At 61.3% G+C, this 15,475-nt stretch carries 14 protein-coding genes; 4 read left to right on the top strand and 10 right to left on the bottom strand.

Going from position 1 to position 15,475, the window contains the following annotated elements; genetic code table 11:
• Window positions 1–49 precede the first annotated feature (49 nt).
• Complete coding sequence (locus tag JOE29_RS05300) at window positions 50–640, top strand: PadR family transcriptional regulator (protein ID WP_003418550.1); 591 nt, start codon at window positions 50–52, stop codon at window positions 638–640.
• Entirely contained in the window at window positions 637–1,404 is a 768-nt protein-coding gene (locus JOE29_RS05295; RefSeq protein WP_210078943.1) for a siderophore-interacting protein, read from the top strand. The genes JOE29_RS05300 and JOE29_RS05295 overlap by 4 nt, the downstream gene beginning before the upstream one ends.
• Window positions 1,405–1,419: 15 nt before the next feature.
• Here the strand turns inward: JOE29_RS05295 and JOE29_RS05290 are convergent, their stop codons facing one another.
• Window positions 1,420–2,079 carry a Pr6Pr family membrane protein gene (locus JOE29_RS05290; protein ID WP_122233267.1) on the bottom strand — a complete coding sequence of 220 codons (660 nt, stop codon included), beginning with the start codon at window positions 2,077–2,079 and terminating at the stop codon, window positions 1,420–1,422.
• Between the two features lie 53 nt (window positions 2,080–2,132).
• Window positions 2,133–2,360, bottom strand: coding sequence for a VF530 family protein (locus JOE29_RS05285; RefSeq protein ID WP_003384624.1), 228 nt, complete (start codon window positions 2,358–2,360; stop codon window positions 2,133–2,135).
• A 441-nt stretch (window positions 2,361–2,801) separates the two neighbouring features.
• Between JOE29_RS05285 and JOE29_RS05280 the strand changes: the two genes are divergently transcribed.
• A complete protein-coding gene (locus JOE29_RS05280; RefSeq protein ID WP_099315092.1) occupies window positions 2,802–5,225 on the top strand; it encodes a glucose/quinate/shikimate family membrane-bound PQQ-dependent dehydrogenase in 2,424 nt (807 codons plus the stop codon).
• Between the two features lie 210 nt (window positions 5,226–5,435).
• On the opposite strand, the gene JOE29_RS05275 is transcribed toward JOE29_RS05280, so the two are convergent.
• The 8 genes from JOE29_RS05275 to JOE29_RS05240 form a co-directional block, all read right to left on the bottom strand.
• A complete protein-coding gene (locus JOE29_RS05275) occupies window positions 5,436–6,632 on the bottom strand; it encodes an extracellular solute-binding protein (protein ID WP_003425334.1) in 1,197 nt (398 codons plus the stop codon).
• Window positions 6,629–7,636 carry a GTP-binding protein gene (locus JOE29_RS05270; RefSeq protein ID WP_032660268.1) on the bottom strand — a complete coding sequence of 336 codons (1,008 nt, stop codon included), beginning with the start codon at window positions 7,634–7,636 and terminating at the stop codon, window positions 6,629–6,631. The genes JOE29_RS05275 and JOE29_RS05270 overlap by 4 nt, the downstream gene beginning before the upstream one ends.
• On the bottom strand, window positions 7,633–7,932 hold the full coding sequence (locus JOE29_RS05265; RefSeq protein ID WP_003405362.1) for a hypothetical protein: 300 nt from the start codon (window positions 7,930–7,932) through the stop codon (window positions 7,633–7,635). Before JOE29_RS05265 ends, JOE29_RS05270 begins: the two co-directional genes overlap by 4 nt.
• Before the next feature lie 22 nt (window positions 7,933–7,954).
• On the bottom strand, window positions 7,955–8,704 hold the full coding sequence (locus JOE29_RS05260; protein ID WP_003412971.1) for an SDR family NAD(P)-dependent oxidoreductase: 750 nt from the start codon (window positions 8,702–8,704) through the stop codon (window positions 7,955–7,957).
• Window positions 8,705–8,821: 117 nt separating this feature from the next.
• Window positions 8,822–9,583: an SDR family NAD(P)-dependent oxidoreductase gene (locus JOE29_RS05255; protein WP_004393769.1), complete on the bottom strand. Its 762-nt coding sequence runs from the start codon at window positions 9,581–9,583 to the stop codon at window positions 8,822–8,824.
• A gap of 10 nt (window positions 9,584–9,593) precedes the next feature.
• Window positions 9,594–10,934, bottom strand: coding sequence for an MFS transporter (locus JOE29_RS05250; protein WP_003412976.1), 1,341 nt, complete (start codon window positions 10,932–10,934; stop codon window positions 9,594–9,596).
• Window positions 10,935–10,961: 27 nt separating this feature from the next.
• The gene (locus tag JOE29_RS05245) at window positions 10,962–11,843 is read right to left on the bottom strand and encodes a polysaccharide deacetylase (protein ID WP_002554892.1); all 882 of its coding nucleotides are present in this window, start codon (window positions 11,841–11,843) and stop codon (window positions 10,962–10,964) included.
• Between the two features lie 76 nt (window positions 11,844–11,919).
• On the bottom strand, window positions 11,920–13,293 hold the full coding sequence (locus tag JOE29_RS05240; protein ID WP_210078941.1) for an amidase: 1,374 nt from the start codon (window positions 13,291–13,293) through the stop codon (window positions 11,920–11,922).
• 339 nt (window positions 13,294–13,632) lie between these two features.
• Here JOE29_RS05240 and JOE29_RS05235 point away from each other — a divergent pair, with 339 nt between their 5' ends.
• Window positions 13,633–14,634, top strand: coding sequence for a GntR family transcriptional regulator (locus JOE29_RS05235; protein WP_032706738.1), 1,002 nt, complete (start codon window positions 13,633–13,635; stop codon window positions 14,632–14,634).
• Window positions 14,635–15,475: the final 841 nt, after the last annotated feature.

Below are 15,475 nucleotides of genomic sequence, written 5' to 3'. Positions count from 1 at the left end.
ATAAGATATATCTTAAGGTATATCTAACTTGTAACCAGAGAGCAAAAACATGCGTGAAGATAAACACCCACCCCACCACCGTCCGCCGCATCTTCGTGAAGCAGGTGAAGATCGCGACGGTTTTGAAAAACGCCCAGGCCGCGAGCGCGGTGGACGTGGCCCTCGGGTTTTCGCCCCTGGCGATCTGAAATTGCTGTTGCTGGCGTTGATCGCCGAACAGCCCGCCCACGGTTATGACCTGATCCGCAAGATCGAAGGCCTGTTCGAGGGGGCGTACTGCCCCAGCCCCGGCGTTATCTACCCCACCCTGACGTTCCTTGAAGAAAGCGAAATGGTGGTCGGCGATGCACAGGCCGGCAAGAAGCTCTACACCGTCACCGATGCGGGTCGCCAATCCCTGGAAGATCAGGCCGTGGCACTGGAAGGTGTGCGCATGCGCATTGATGTCAGCAAGCGCTCACTGCGTGGCCATGATCGTCCGCCGGAAATCCATGAAGCGGTGCATAACCTGCGCCACGCGCTGCAGATGCACCATGGCCGCTGGAGTCCGGAAGAGATTCTGCGCGTCAGCGAACTGCTCAACAGCACAGCCAAGGCTGTCGTCGATGGGCCTCAACCTGCCTCGGAGGAGTCGGCATGAATTCGCCACAGTCAATCCATCGCGTCATGCATGAAATCAAGCGACGCAAGCTGCAGGTGGTGCGGGTCACGGAACTGACCCCCCTGATGCGCCGCATTACCTTGCAGGGCCCGGAGCTGGCGGGTTTCATCAGCCTGGGCACCGACGACCACGTCAAACTGTTCTTCCCGCAAACGGCAGAAGAACAGGCAGCCTTGGAAAACCTCAACCCTGCCGGCGACAAGGACACGCCGCGCCCGCCGATGCGCGATTACACGCCGCGTCGCTACGACGAAAAAGCCGGGGAACTGGATATCGATTTCGTTCTGCACGGCGAAGGCCCGGCGGCCACCTGGGCCGCTCAGGCAGCGCCCGGGCAATTTCTGCACATCGCAGGGCCGAAGGGTTCGATGGTGGTGCCGGACATGTTCGACAGCTACCTGCTGATCGGCGACGAAACAGCCATTCCCGCCATCGCCCGACGCCTCGAATCGCTGCCCGCCAACCGTGCTGCGCTGGTGATGGTCGAAGTGGCCAACCCGCAGGAACAGCAGGTGTTCGACAGCGCTGCGCAGGTCGACGTGATCTGGATCGTACGCGGCGAACAGAATCTGCTGGACGTCACGCGTCGCCTGGAGATGCCCGAGGGCAAGCTGTACGCCTGGGTCGCGACTGAATCCGCGCTGTCACGCAAGCTACGTCGTGTGCTGCTCGACGAGTTCGGCCTGGAAGAAGACTTCGTCAAGGCCGCCGGTTACTGGAAGCTGGACAGCACTGCAGAATGAGCAGGACCGGGCGACTCACCGCGAACGACGAGACGCCCGTTTATCGACTCCCAGCAGCACCAATGCGATCAGCACGAAACCCAGCAGCACGCCCAGCGCGTTGATGAATGCCTTCGGAAAACCGAGCGTGCCGACATCGATGAACGGGTACAGGTAATCACCGAACATGTGGCCACGCAGCAGGACATAGGCGAAGTAGACAAGCGGATAGATCGCCCAGAGCGGTATATGGCTCAGACGCAGCGTGCCCCTGGGCACGTACAACCACCAATAAAGCACGAACGCCAGCGGCATTATGTCGTGCAGCAGTTCATCGGCCACCCACTGCCAGCCTTCCGGGTGCCACAAGTGGCGCAACAGGATGTTGTAGGCGATGCCCACCAGCGCAATGCTCACCGCAATGCCGCCACACACGACTGGATGGCGGAAGAATCGGTGGCCTGCCGACTGCTGTGTCGTCAGGGCGCAACTCAGCGCGACCGCTACAAGCATGTTGGTCAGTACGGTGAAGAAACTTGAAAACCGTACCAGCCCGCCCAGCAGACTGGCGTGATCGGCATAACGGCCAATCAGGATCAGGTAAAGCTGAATCACCAGTCCAGACCAGCCAAGGCAAGCGGCAACAAGGGCGTAATAGCGCTTTCCCTGCGCAGGTGGTGGTTGTTCGCTGAGCATCAATCGGTATCCTTGCGTGCCGGCCTCCATGCCGAGCTATTCTGGCGAGCCTGTTACCAGCCCTTGCTGCGATGCAATTTCACATACAGCGCTTCGACCTTTTCCCGCGCCCAAGGGGTCTTGCGCAGGAAGGTCAGACTGGACTTGATGCTCGGATCGCTTTTGAAGCAGCGAATATCGACGCGCTCGGCAAGGCCGGACCATTCGTAATGTTCGACCAGCGCCCTGAGGATCTGCTCCAGCGTGACGCCGTGCAATGGGTCGGAGTTGGGTGTTGTCATGATGAGCCTTGCAACGGATGAAGAGGAGACGAACCTGAACGGATCTCTGGAGTAAGCAGGTACTTCCCGAAAGTCTGCCATTGTAAGCCCCACGCCTTGATAAAACACCGTCGACCTGCAGCACTGTTGCCGGCCTCGCAATGATCCATGTCAGGTTTTTCGCTTTTAGAAAAATTGTTAGGGCCCTATCATTGCCGGGTTAAGGATTGAAGATTCCCCCTTCTGCAGATGTTTCTTCGGACAAAAGCCTATGCACGAATTCGGGCGGTGATGGTCTACGACTCAATGACCGCGCCGACCAAACGTGCAGCCGCGCTCTGCCCGACGGTTTAATTCCACCGTCGGCGATTCGTCTCAACAAGCAGCTTCAAGGAATGGCGCCAAGGCAGGCGATGCTTAAAACAAGATGTCAATTACTTACTTCTCGCGGAGATTCGCATTATGAGCACTGACGGTGCTTCAAATAGAAATCGCCTGTTACCGACCCTGCTCGGGCTGGTGATCCTGTTGATGGGGCTGGCCTTGCTGGTCGGTGGTGCCCGACTGCTGCAACTGGATGGCTCGCTGTATTACCTGCTGGCCGGTATCGGCTTCGCCGTGACTGGCGTGCTGCTGATCACGGGTCGTGCGGCTGCGCTGGGCCTTTATGCACTGCTGCTGTTCGCGAGCACCGTGTGGTCGTTGTGGGAAGTCGGCCTTGATTGGTGGCAATTGGTGCCACGCCTGGCGCTGTGGTTCGCACTGGGTATCGTGTTGCTGCTGCCATGGTTCCGCAAGCCGCTGCTGCGCAACGGTCCGGCACGCATGGGCACCGGTGCACTGAGCATCGCTGTGGTGCTGGCCGGCCTGACCGCACTGGCCAGCCAGTTCACGAACCCGGGCCGTATCGAAGGCCAGCTGGACCGCGAGACGGCTGGCACGACCAACACCGCACCGGCCATGCCTGACGGCGACTGGCAGTCCTACGGCCGCACCGCCTTCGGTGACCGCTACTCGCCACTGGCGCAGATCACGCCGGAAAACGTCAACAAGCTGGAGCCGGCCTGGACCTATCGCACCGGTGACATTCCGGGGCCGAATGACCCGGGTGAAACCACTGCCGAGAACACCCCGCTCAAGGTCAACGGCATGCTCTACGTGTGCACGCCGCACAGTCAGGTGATCGCGCTTGACCCGGATTCGGGCAAGGAAATCTGGCGCTTCGATCCGAAGCTCAGCACTCAGAACGCTGCCAACTTCAAGGGTTGGGCGCACATGACCTGCCGTGGCGTCACCTATCATGACGACGCTGCCTACGCCGCCAGTGCCCCGGCGCAAAGCCCGACGGTCCCGGCTGCTGACGGCACGGCCACTGCCAGTGCTGCCTGCCCGCGCAGAATCTTCCTGCCGACTGCCGACACTCGTCTGATCGCGCTGAACGCCGACACCGGCAAGATGTGCGAAGACTTCGGCAACAAGGGTTCGGTCGACCTGACCGCCAACATGGGCACCTTCGCTCCGGGCGGCTACTACTCCACGTCGCCACCCGCGGTCACCAAGGACCTGGTGATTATCGGTGGTCACGTTACTGACAACGTCTCCATGGACGAGCCGTCCGGCGTGATACGTGCCTATGACGTGCACACCGGCCGTCTGGTGTGGAACTGGGACAGCGGCAATCCGGAAGAGACTGCGCCGATTGCCGAAGGCAAGATCTACACGCGCAATTCGCCGAACATGTGGTCCATGTTCAGCGTCGATGAAAAGCTCGGCTTGATCTACCTGCCGATGGGTAACCAGACCCCTGACCAGTGGGGCGGCGACCGTACGCCAGAGTCCGAGAAGTACAGCGCGGGCCTGGTTGCACTGGACATCGCGACCGGTCGTGTACGCTGGGACTTCCAGTTCACTCACCATGACCTGTGGGACATGGACGTCGGTGGTCAGCCGACGCTGCTGGACATGAAAACAGCCGATGGCGTCAAGCCTGCAGTGCTGGCATCGACCAAGCAGGGCAGCATCTACGTGCTGGATCGCAGCACCGGCAAACCGATCGTGCCGATCAAGGAAGTACCGGTTCCGCAAGGTGCTGTCGCTGGCGATCACACCTCGCCAACCCAGCCCAAGTCCGACCTGAACTTCATGCCGCCGCCGCTCAAGGAGCGCGACATGTGGGGCGTGACGCCGTTTGACCAGATGATGTGCCGGATCGACTTCAAGTCGCTGCGCTACGATGGTCCGTTCACGCCACCTTCGCTGCAAGGTTCGATCGTTTATCCGGGTAACTTCGGTGTGTTCGACTGGGGCGGTATTGCCGTCGACCCGGTGCGTCAGATCGCCTTCGTCAATCCTAACTACATGGCTTTCCGTTCGAAGCTGGTACCGTCTGCCGAAGTTGAAGGCGGCCCGGGTCGCAAGAGCGAAACCGAAGGCGTACAGCCGAACAAGGGCGCGCCTTATGGTGTGATCCTGGAAGCACTGCTGTCGCCGATGGGCCTGCCTTGCCAGGCGCCAGCATGGGGTTACGTGGCGGCGGTCGACCTGACCACGCAAAAAACCATCTGGATGCACAAGAACGGTACCGTGCGCGACAGCTCGCCGATCCCGCTCCCGCTGACCATGGGTGTTCCAAGCCTGGGTGGTACGTTCACCACCGCCAGCGGCCTGGCGTTCATGAGCGCTACGCTTGACCAGTACCTGCGTGCTTATGACGTGCGTAACGGCAAGCAGTTGTGGGAAGCCCGCCTGCCAGCAGGTGCGCAAACCACCCCGATGACCTACACCGGCAAGGACGGTCAGCAATACGTGCTGGTCGTTGCGGGCGGTCACGGCTCACTGGGCACCAAACAGGGTGACTACGTGATGGCGTTCAAACTGCCGAAGTAAGGCGTTGCTGAGGTCAATGAAAAGCGGCTACCGAGAGGTAGCCGCTTTTTTTTGTCGCCACTGAAGCCGGATCCCGGTTGATCTAGCTACCAGGCAGGGCTGCGGATCTGTGAGCGCTGCCAGACGATTATCGTTCCTTACGCTCCAGCGTGGGAATGCCGTTCTGGACGCTCTGCGTCCTCTCTTGAGGGCTTCTATCAGTGCGAATGACTAGCGCGCTTTGGCGCTGCTTTTGTCACTGGCGCGCAGGATGTCGTTCCAGCGGCGGACCAGGTAGTTGTGCTCGTTCATGACCGAGTTCCACACGGCAATATGGCCCATGCGTTCTTCGTAAGCGCCGCCGTCACGGACTTCCCCGGCGTCGATCAGCGGCAAGCCGTCGCTGCCGAGCAGTTGCTCGCGGGCAGGCAGGCCGGCGTACCAGTAATCCCATTCGGCAGCGCTGAGGTGATCACGGCTGCGTGCCGGATTACCGATGTAATAGCCCTGCCGCGCCATCACTGCGCCGGGCCAGCCCGACAGCCACCAGTTCAGGTACGCATAGGCCGCATCCAGAACCGGCCCCTTAGCGTGGCGTGACAGGGAAAGCCCGCCAAACCAGCCGCGATAGCCCTCTTTGGGCACCGCGACGCGATACTTCACACCGGCACGGTGCAGCCTGACCAGGGTCGGTGACCAGAGGCTCTGAATGTCGATGTCAGGGCTGAGCATCAGTTCGGCGGCTTCTTCGTCGCCTGACCAGAACGCACCAAAATGCCCTTGCTGCTGTTTGCGCACCAGCACATCAGCGAGCCGATCGATCTCTTCGATGCTCATGTTGCCGATGTCCTTGAAGCTCGCCAGCCCTGCCCCCTGCACCGCCAGCGCGGCATCCAGTGCGCCGATGGCCGCGTCGCTCTGCAAGGCGATGCGCCCGCCCCAGACAGGGTCGAGTAACCATCCCCAGCTTTCGTCCGCAGAGCTCAAGCCCTCCGGCAAGCGCTCGGGGCGATAGGCGAAGCTGTCGGCGTTATGGGTCAGCGGCAGCATGCTGATGCGCTCGGTCACCGCGCTGCCTAGGCTGCCATCGTGCTGCACGAACAAACGCTCGCTCGGCACACTGCCGCTGCCTGGCTGGTCGGTAGGCCGCAGCCGGCCCTGCTTGGGCAAGTCGTTGATTTCGTGCCACAGCGCAATGCGCCGCGTGTCGATGGGTTGAATCGCCCGGGCTGGCCAGACGAAATCGACGTTATGAAACCACTGGTCGTAGAGGTCGTAGCTGTCTGGTTGCATGACCGCGATACGTTGCGCGGTTTGCACGTCATGAATCTGGTAGACCAGTTTGATCCCCAGTTCCTGCTCGGCCCGCTCACGCAAAGACTCCAGCAGGGTCACGGAGGTGCCCAGTACGCGCAAGGTGATGGTCATGCTGCGGACTCGTTGAGCGGCGGCGCGAAACTGCTGGAGAAGACTTCGAACGAACGACGCAGCAGATCGGAATCGAGACCGCGCAGGATGAACACCAGCCGCGAGGTGCGATCCTCGCCCGGCCAGGCGGCAAGGTGCACCGGCGCATGCAGGCAATGCTGCACACCATGAATCACGATGGGAGCCTGATTGTCGTTCACATTGAGCAGCCCTTTGACGCGGAGGATTCGTTCGCCGTGGCATCTTAACAGCATCGACAGCCACACCCCGAAGCCGACCCAGTCCAGAGGCCGCTCGAACGTCAGGCAACAGACCTGCGCATCACCATGCCGTGCGGAGGTCGACAGCACCCGATGCAGTTGCCAGCGGGTCACTTCAGCGGCCGGTTCTTCGCTGCGCATACCCTCGCCCAGCAGCAACTGATCGCCGCTGTGGACATCCGCCGTATCCAGCAGTGGCGCAGAAAAATTCAGCACTTGCAGATGCTCGCGCAGGCCATCCAGCACCGACTCGTCGACCAGATCGGTCTTGCTCAACAGCAGCCGGTCCGCCGCCGCGACCTGCGCCAGCCACTCCGGATGCAGACGCTCCTGCAGCGTCGCGTGACAGGCATCCACCAGCGTGACGATCAGACCGATATGAAAACGCCCGCGCAACTGCGGGTCATTGCTCAGCGTGGTGAGAATCGGTGCCGGATCGGCCAGGCCGGTGGTCTCCAGAATGACCCGGCGAAACGCAGGAATTTCACCTCGATTACGCCGCTCCAGAAGGCCGAGCAGCGCGTCTTTCAATTCACCGCGGACGGTGCAGCAGACACAACCGCTGGGCAGCAGCACGGTATCCGGTGCGACCTCTTCAACCAGCAGATGATCGATACCCACGTCGCCGAATTCGTTGATCAGCAGCGCGGTGTCGCCCATGTGTTCATCGGCCAGCAGGCGTTTGAGCAGCGTGGTCTTGCCGCTGCCGAGGAAGCCGGTAATTACGTTCAGGGCAATACTCATGATGACCTCTGCAGATGATCGAGCAGACCTGAATCAAGCGGGTCCAGCGGCCGGCCGATCAGCAACTCGGCTTTCTGCCAGAGCTGCTCCAGCCCGGTCGCAAGCTCCTGCTTGCCGGTGGCCCCGAGCAGGAGATAGGAAACGCCTTGAAAATCTTCGACCTTCAGACGAAACGGCGCGACCACCTTGTTGATTGCAGCAATACGACGCAAGCGCTCACGCCGCCGGGGCAGTTCTGCAGCCAGCGGATCGCTCCAGTGCACGTCTTCACCCAACAGCCCGCACAATCCACACATCAGGCGTTCTCCAGCTGTTTGCTCATGGCATGACGTCGCCGGAATTGGGGCCCAGTGTCTGACCGACGAACAGGTTGCCACCCGGCTCGCTGGCCAGTAGCACCGCCACCGGGGCAACCTCCTCGGCCAGACCGAAGCGGCCCAGTGGCAACTCGGCAGCCTTGGCGGTTTTCCAGGCGCTGCTGATCCCGGCGACCAATGGGGTTTCAATAGGACCGGGCGCGATGGCGTTGACCAGCACGTTGTCCTTGGCGACTTCCAGCGCCAGGGATTTGCTGAAACCGATCACCCCGGCCTTGGCGGCGGCGTAATGGGTCAGTTCGGCACCGCCCTTGATGCCCAGTTGCGAAGCGACATTGATGATGCGCCCCCAGCGCTGGGCAATCATGTGCGGCAATGCCCGCTGACTGGCCACGAACACGCTGGTCAGGTCAATGCGCAGCATGTCGTTCCACATGTCGAGGGTCAGGTCGACGCAACGCGCCTGGGTCAGCATGCCCGCGTTGTTGACCAGAATGTCGATGCCACCGAACTGCTCGACACAGGCATCGACGCTGGCTTGCGCGCCGTCGACGCTGCCGACATCGGCCACGCACTCCTGAACCTGGGCGCCCAGCTGGCGGCACTCTGCAGCGATCTTCGCCAGGCTGTCGGCGTCTCGGTCGCCCAGCACCAGACGCGCGCCTTCAGCCGCATAGGCGCGGGCGATGGCTGCGCCAATGCCACTGCCTGCTCCGGTGATTACTGCCCGCTTTTGTTTGAGTTGCTGCATGGGTCGGATTCCTTGGTTGATTTGGGGATCACGGCGTATGGCTCGCGAACACTCAGGCACTGGCACGCGCCTGCACTGAACGCTTCGCGAGCAGGCTCGCTGCCGATCCGAATCGATCTACTCGGGCCAGCGCACGGTCAGGCCGCCGTCGATCACGATGCTTTGCCCGGTCAGGTAACTGGCATCATCGCTGCACAGAAAACGCACCAGCGCAGCGACTTCATCCGCTCGGCCGACCCGGCCCAGGGGGATCGCTTTGGCCGCCTGCGCCAAACCTTCGGGCCCCAGCGAGTTCTTGCTGTCCAGCGATTGCGGCGTCTCGATCAGGCCGGGAATCACCGCGTTGCAACGGATGCCCTTCGGGGCGAGTTCCACCGCCAGTGACCGGCACAGCCCTGGCACGCCGGCCTTGGCCGCTGCGTAATGGGAATGGTCCTGCCAGCCATACACACCACCGGCAATCGAGGAAATCGCCACCAGCGCGCCGCCCTCGCCCATATGCCGGACGGCGGCGCGGAAGGTGCGCATAACGCCGGTCAGGTCCACGTCGAGCATCTCGTTCCAGCGCTCGTCGGTCATTTCCAGCAACGGCGCGCGGCGCAACAGCCCGGCATTGGCGACTGCGTAGTCGATGCGGCCGAACAACTTGACCGCCTGCGCGGCCAGGTCATCGACCGACTCGGTGAAGGTCACGTCCAGTGGCAGCATCAGGCATTCGCCGCCCGCCTCCGCCACCAGCCTGCGGGTTTCGTCCGGATCATGCGGGTCAGCCGGATAGAACCCGCCTGCCACCGCCACACCCTGGCGGGCAAAAGCCACTGCCAGGGCCTGACCGATGCCGCTGGCGGCACCGGTTATCACTGCAACTTTACGCGTCATGTGCTGCTCCTCATTTCACCGTTTCAGGTCGCACGTGTTTAGCGGCAAACATCAGCGCACCCGACAGGAAGCAGGGCACTGCACCGAAGTACAACGCTGAGGTCTGCCAGTCGCCGCCTGCGCTCAGTACCGATGTGGCACCGAAGCCTGCGACCACAGCACCGAGCGGGCCCATGGCATGGATGATTGCGCCGCCCGTGGCACGAATGCTGGTCGGGAAGCTTTCGCTGATGAAGAACAATGCCGCCGAGTAAGGGCCGATCAGGAAGAACAGCCCCAGGCTGTACAAGCCGACCACTGTCACCATGTTGCTTGGCCCGTACAGCATGCCGGCAAACGCCAGGCCGCCGAGCATCCAGCCAAGGCCGATGACATTGCGGCGACCGATCCGGTCACCCATCCAGCCGTGACACAGGTAGCCGCAATAGCCCACCAGGTTGGACAGCACCAGAATGATCAGCGAGTTCTCGAACGAGATGTGGTGGACGCTGACGATCACCGTCGTACCCAGCACGCTGAACACCTGAATGGCCGCCCAGTTGAGCAGGATCGCAGCACCGATCACCAGGGTCGCGCGGCGCGAGGAACCGCGAAAGGCAGCGCCGATACCGGCCTTGCTGTGTTCTTCGTAATCCACCCCGTACGTCTGCGCCACGGCCTTCGCCTGGCTGAGGTCGCCCTTCTTGCGCAACTGGGTGATGCGTTGATGGATCTGAAACTGCGGGCTCTCCTTGAGCTTGCGCGCCAGGATCGCGATGACGATGGCCGGGATGGCCGCAAACACAAAGCAACCCTGCCAGCCGATGACCGGCAACAGCACCGCCGTCAAACCGGCCGCGATCAGCGCACCGACCGGCCAGCCGCCTTGCACCAGGCTATAGATGAAGCCACGGCGCTTGGTCAGTCGCGGGTCGTCGGATGCGGCGTAGATTTCGCTCAGGTAGGTCGCGTTGACTGTTTCCTCGGCATAACCCAGACCGCCCAGCGAACGAATGAGGATCAGGGGCGACTTGCCCCACGCTCCGCCGATGGCCGTGAGCGCCGAGCAGATCGCCGAGCCACTCACGGTGAAAATGATACCCACGCGCCGTCCCAGGCGATCTACCAGCGGGCCGATGGCCAGAGCCACCACCGCGGTGCCGACCGCGACCCAGGTCGCGATTTCGGCCTGTTCGACCTCACTCCAGCTGAAATGCCGACCGATTTCCGGTAACAGCGTGCCAAACAGAATGAAGTCATATACCGCAAACACCCACGCGAAAAACGCAATCCATGTGGCGAACCGTACTTGCTCCGGAGTCAGTTGCTCAGGTTTCCAGCCGGTCAGGTCGAGCTTATTGTAAATGGACATGAGTGACGCCTCGGACAGGGCAATGAATCAGCGGGTACGGGGGTTGCGACGCACGAAGTCGTCGGCAATCTCGTCGAAAGTGACGAACTTGACGCCAGCATGGCTTTGAATGTGCTCGATCAAGCGCTCCAGCATCAGCAGCACTTGCGGGCGACCAGACACGTCCGGGTGAATGGTCATGGTGAATACAGCGTGTTCGTGTTCGCGATAGACCCAGTCGAACTGGTCGCGCCACATTTCTTCCAGGTGCCGAGGGTTGACGAAACCGTGGCTGTTCGGCGCCTTCTTGATGAACATCATCGGCGGCAGATCGTCCAGGTACCAGTTGGCCGGGATTTCCACCAGATCGGTTTCTTCGCCACGTACCAGGGGCTTCATCCAGGTATCCGGGTGCTGGCTGTAATCGATTTTGGTCCACTTGTCGCCCACCCGAACGTAGTAAGGATGGAAGTCGTTGTGCATCAGGCTGTGGTCGTACTTGATGCCTTTCTTGAGCAGCAGCTCATTGGTGACGTTGCTGAACTCCCACCACGGCGCGACATAGCCGGTCGGACGCTTGCCGGTCATTTGGGTGATCAGGTCGATGGACTTGTCGAGCACGATCTCCTCTTGCTCCGGGGTCATGGCAATCGGGTTTTCATGGCTGTAACCATGCACACCGATTTCATGCCCGGCATCCGCCACGGCTTTCATCTGCTCGGGGAAGGTCTCCATGGAGTGCCCCGGGATGAACCAGGTGGTGCGCAGACCGTAACGCTCGAACAACTTGAGCAGACGCGGCGCGCCGACTTCACCGGCGAACAGGCCGCGGGAAATGTCGTCCGGCGAATCCTCACCACCATAGGAGCCCAGCCAGCCGGCAACGGCATCCACATCCACACCAAACGCACACAGAATTTCTTTGGCCATCGTTGTTCTCCCACGGGTTAATCAGATCGGCTTCGCGCGGTACGGCACGCGGGCCGGTTGGCACTGCAAAACGTGTTCAAGGGGCTGCGATCAGTGACTCCACAGCCAGCGCCGCACGCAGCAGCCGTGCGTCTTCGCCTGCCGGTGCACTGAGCAACAGCCCGGTGGGCAAGCCCGAGGCATCGCGGCCGCTGGGCAGTGACACGCCGGGCATGTTCAGCAGGCTGCCGGGCATGGTCAGGCGCAGCGTGGCGAGGTTGGTTTGAACGAACAGATCGTCGTCCGTCAGCAGCGGTGCGAGCGGCGGCGCCACATGGGCCACGGTCGGGGTAATCAGCAGCGCGCCGTCCAGTTCGAGGGTCAACTGCTCCTGCAAGCGCTCGCGCGCGGCATACAGATTGACCAGCAGGCTGGCCGGCATGGAACGGGCTGCCTCCAGGCGCTTGCGAACTCTGGGGTCAAGCTGGCTGGCGGCGTCGCTGTCGAGCAACGCCTGATGCAGCGCAAACGCTTCGGCCGCACCAAGCCAGCCCTGTTGCTGGGTCAACAGCAACGTGGCCTGAAATGCCTGGCAAGGCTTGACCTCGATCAGCGCACCACTTGCACGCAGGGCGTCGACGGCACGCAACAGGTTGTCGCGAACGGCCGGCGTGACGCGCTCGTCTTCCAGCACCGCCTGATCGAGCAGAAAACGTTGACCGGCCAGGCTGCGTGGTATCAACGATGAAGGTTTGCTGCGCGCACAGAGCAGATCGTCGATCACCAGAGCGTCACGCACGCTGCGGGTCAGTGGTCCGACGCTGTCCAGCGTCAGCGCCAGCGGGAAAACGCCGTCGCGGCTATAGCGGCGGCTGGTGCTGCGAAACCCTACCAGACCGTTGAGCGCTGCCGGCACACGAATAGAACCGGCGGTATCGGTGCCCATCGCGATTGGTACGGTTCCGTTGGCTACGGCGACTGCCGAACCCGAAGAGGAGCCGCCAGGAACGCGTGGCGAGCTGTCGCTGCTGGGGTTGACCGGCGTGCCGAAATGCGGGTTCAGGCCCAGCCCTGAATAAGCGAATTCACTGAGGTTGGTCTTGCCCAGGCTGACCATCCCGGACCGTGCCAGCAGCCCGACAGTCGGCGCATCCAGCAGCGCCGGCGAAAGGCTGGTGCGCACCGCGGCACCGGCGGTTGTAACGCTGCCTGCCACGTCGAAAAGATCTTTCCAGGCGATAGGCACGCCGTCGAAGGGGCTCAATGGCTGCCCTTGTTGCCAGCGGGCCGCAGACGCTTCGGCTTCCCGGCGTGCCCGTTCGATACTCATGGAAATGAACACATGATCGGCGGTTTCTGCCTGTTGCAGAGCCTTGTCCAGAGCCTGCACAGGGTCGCTGCACCCCTGAGCAAAATCCTCGGCCAGCGCGCAGGCATCACGGGTAACGCTGTGACTCCCGGTATCGGTCATGGACATCACACCCTTAAAAAATGTACTTATTAATAAAATGTACATTTAATAAAGGCAGGTTCCATGCCAATCTGCACGTCGCGACGCCCTGACCCGACCGGGCTGATAGCCCTTTCGCGCTGGAACCGCCGTGCTAGAAACCTTTTTTCAAAGGCATCAATCAGTTGCGACAACGCTTCGCCAGCGCACAAAATCGTCATAAAGAAATAATGTATCTTTTATAAAAGGTACATTTCGGTGCAAAAAAGTAACGGTGGCCCCATGAACGAGCATAAGGACGTGTGCCAAGGTGACAACAACGCTTCTGTGCGAGAATCGTCCGTCAACCGCCAGAAGTGTATGAAACCGATGTCAGAAGAGGACCCGCGCACCGCGTCGCGCTACGCCATGATCCGCGAGGTGTTGCGTAACGCTATCGTCTCGGGCGCGGCCGCCAACGGACTGGTGCTGCTTGAAGCACCGCTGGCAGAACTGTTCGGCACCAGCCGGGTGCCGGTGCGCAAGGCGCTCAACCTGCTGCATGAAGAAGGCTTGATCAGCCGCTTCGACGGCCGGGGCTATCTGGTCAATCCTGACGCGCGGGAAGTCGAGCCGCTGCGCCTGAGCCTGAGCCACAAGCAGTTCGGGCTGGACAGCAGTGAAGAACTGGTCGACACCCGCCCGCTCGGCGAACGTATTCATGACGAGATCGGTGCGGCACTGTCGGCCTGTATCGCCTTTGGTCACTACCGGCTCGATGAGCAAAGCGCCGCGCAGCATTATGGAGTAAGCCGCGCAGTGGTTCGTGAGGCGCTGATGCGTCTGCGCGATCGCGGCCTGGTGGAAAAAGAGCCTTACTCGCAATGGCTGGCGGGGCCGCTGACGGCCCGGGAAATCACTGAAGACTACGAACTGCGTGCCTGCCTCGAGCCCGAAGCCTTGCGCCAGACTGCGCCACAGCTGAGCCGCGAAACCCTCGAAGCAATGCTGGCCAGGGTCATCGAGGCGCAAGACGCCGAACAGTGCAGCCTTGAGGAAATCGAGCGCCTTGAGGATGATCTGCATCAGCAATGCCTGGGCGGCCTGCAAAACCGCAAGATCGCCACGCTGATCAGCCAGGCGCAGAGCCCGATGATCATCAACCGGATTTTCTACCGCCTGCTGAGCATTGGCGCCGATGACGCGATGCTGGCCGAACACCGGCTGATCATCGAATTGCTGCTGCACGGTGCCTTCGACGCTGCTGCCCTGAACCTCAAGGAACACCTGCTACGCGCCCGGCAGCGCATGCTGCAACGCCTGAAAGTCCTGTCGGTATTGCCGGAGCAGGAAGTGCCGGGGTATCTGACGCGGTTGAGTTGAGGCGGGCTGGATCACTCTCGCTGCCACGCTATATAAACGAGTCAACTCGCACTCGGTGTGAAACCCGGTTTCTGTAGGAGCGGACTTGTCCGCGAAAGGGCCTGTACATTCACAACATTTCTGCTGCTCAAAGGCCCTCTTCGCGAACAAGTTCGCTCCTACACAAGCGTCCGATTTCGTAGCGCCCGGCAGCGCATGCCACGCTATAAACGAGTCAACTCGCACTCGGTGTGAAACCCGGTTTCTGTAGGAGCGGACTTGTCCGCGAAAGGGCCTGTACATTCACAACATTTCTGCTGCTCAAACGCCCTCTTCGCGAACAAGTTCGCTCCTACACAAGCGTCCGATTTCGTAGCGCCCGGCAGCGCATGCCACGCTATAAACGAGTCAACTCGCACTCGGTGTGAAACCCGGTTTCTGTAGGAGCGGATTTGTCCGCGAAAGGGCCTGTACATTCACAACATTTCTGCTGCCCAAACGCCCTCTTCGCGAACAACTTCGCGCCTGCACAAGCGTCCGATTTCGTAGCGCCCGGCAGCGCATGCCACGCTATAAACGAGTCAACTCGCACTCAGTGTGAAACCCGGTTTCTGTAGGAGCGGACTTGTCCGCGAAAGGGCCTGTACATTCACAACATTTCTGCGGCCCAAACGCCCTCTTCGCGAACAAGTTCGCGCCTGCACAAGCGTCCGATTTCGTAGCGCCCGGCAGCGCATGCCACGCTATAAACGAGTCAACTCGCACTCGGTGTGAAACCCGGTTTCTGTAGGAGCGGACTTGTCCGCGAAAGGGCCTGTACATTCACAACATTTCTGCTGCCCAAACGCCCTCTTCGCGAACA

This window comes from Pseudomonas sp. PvP009, assembly GCF_017832995.1.
In the GTDB taxonomy this organism is placed as follows: Bacteria; Pseudomonadota; Gammaproteobacteria; order Pseudomonadales; family Pseudomonadaceae; genus Aquipseudomonas; species Aquipseudomonas syringae.
This window is presented reverse-complemented; position numbering and strand designations above follow the sequence as displayed.

What these genes read in the sequence shown, in the direction of transcription:
- JOE29_RS05290 (WP_122233267.1), bottom strand. Translation starts at nt 2,079, where the DNA reads ATGCTCAGCGAACAACCACCACCTGCGCAGGGAAAGCGCTATTACGCC.
- JOE29_RS05300 (WP_003418550.1), top strand. Translation starts at nt 50, where the DNA reads ATGCGTGAAGATAAACACCCACCCCACCACCGTCCGCCGCATCTTCGT.
- JOE29_RS05270 (WP_032660268.1), bottom strand. Translation starts at nt 7,636, where the DNA reads ATGAGTATTGCCCTGAACGTAATTACCGGCTTCCTCGGCAGCGGCAAG.
- JOE29_RS05275 (WP_003425334.1), bottom strand. Translation starts at nt 6,632, where the DNA reads ATGACCATCACCTTGCGCGTACTGGGCACCTCCGTGACCCTGCTGGAG.
- JOE29_RS05255 (WP_004393769.1), bottom strand. Translation starts at nt 9,583, where the DNA reads ATGACGCGTAAAGTTGCAGTGATAACCGGTGCCGCCAGCGGCATCGGT.
- JOE29_RS05235 (WP_032706738.1), top strand. Translation starts at nt 13,633, where the DNA reads ATGAAACCGATGTCAGAAGAGGACCCGCGCACCGCGTCGCGCTACGCC.
- JOE29_RS05285 (WP_003384624.1), bottom strand. Translation starts at nt 2,360, where the DNA reads ATGACAACACCCAACTCCGACCCATTGCACGGCGTCACGCTGGAGCAG.
- JOE29_RS05265 (WP_003405362.1), bottom strand. Translation starts at nt 7,932, where the DNA reads ATGTGTGGATTGTGCGGGCTGTTGGGTGAAGACGTGCACTGGAGCGAT.
- JOE29_RS05295 (WP_210078943.1), top strand. Translation starts at nt 637, where the DNA reads ATGAATTCGCCACAGTCAATCCATCGCGTCATGCATGAAATCAAGCGA.
- JOE29_RS05260 (WP_003412971.1), bottom strand. Translation starts at nt 8,704, where the DNA reads ATGCAGCAACTCAAACAAAAGCGGGCAGTAATCACCGGAGCAGGCAGT.
- JOE29_RS05280 (WP_099315092.1), top strand. Translation starts at nt 2,802, where the DNA reads ATGAGCACTGACGGTGCTTCAAATAGAAATCGCCTGTTACCGACCCTG.
- JOE29_RS05240 (WP_210078941.1), bottom strand. Translation starts at nt 13,293, where the DNA reads ATGACCGATACCGGGAGTCACAGCGTTACCCGTGATGCCTGCGCGCTG.
- JOE29_RS05250 (WP_003412976.1), bottom strand. Translation starts at nt 10,934, where the DNA reads ATGTCCATTTACAATAAGCTCGACCTGACCGGCTGGAAACCTGAGCAA.
- JOE29_RS05245 (WP_002554892.1), bottom strand. Translation starts at nt 11,843, where the DNA reads ATGGCCAAAGAAATTCTGTGTGCGTTTGGTGTGGATGTGGATGCCGTT.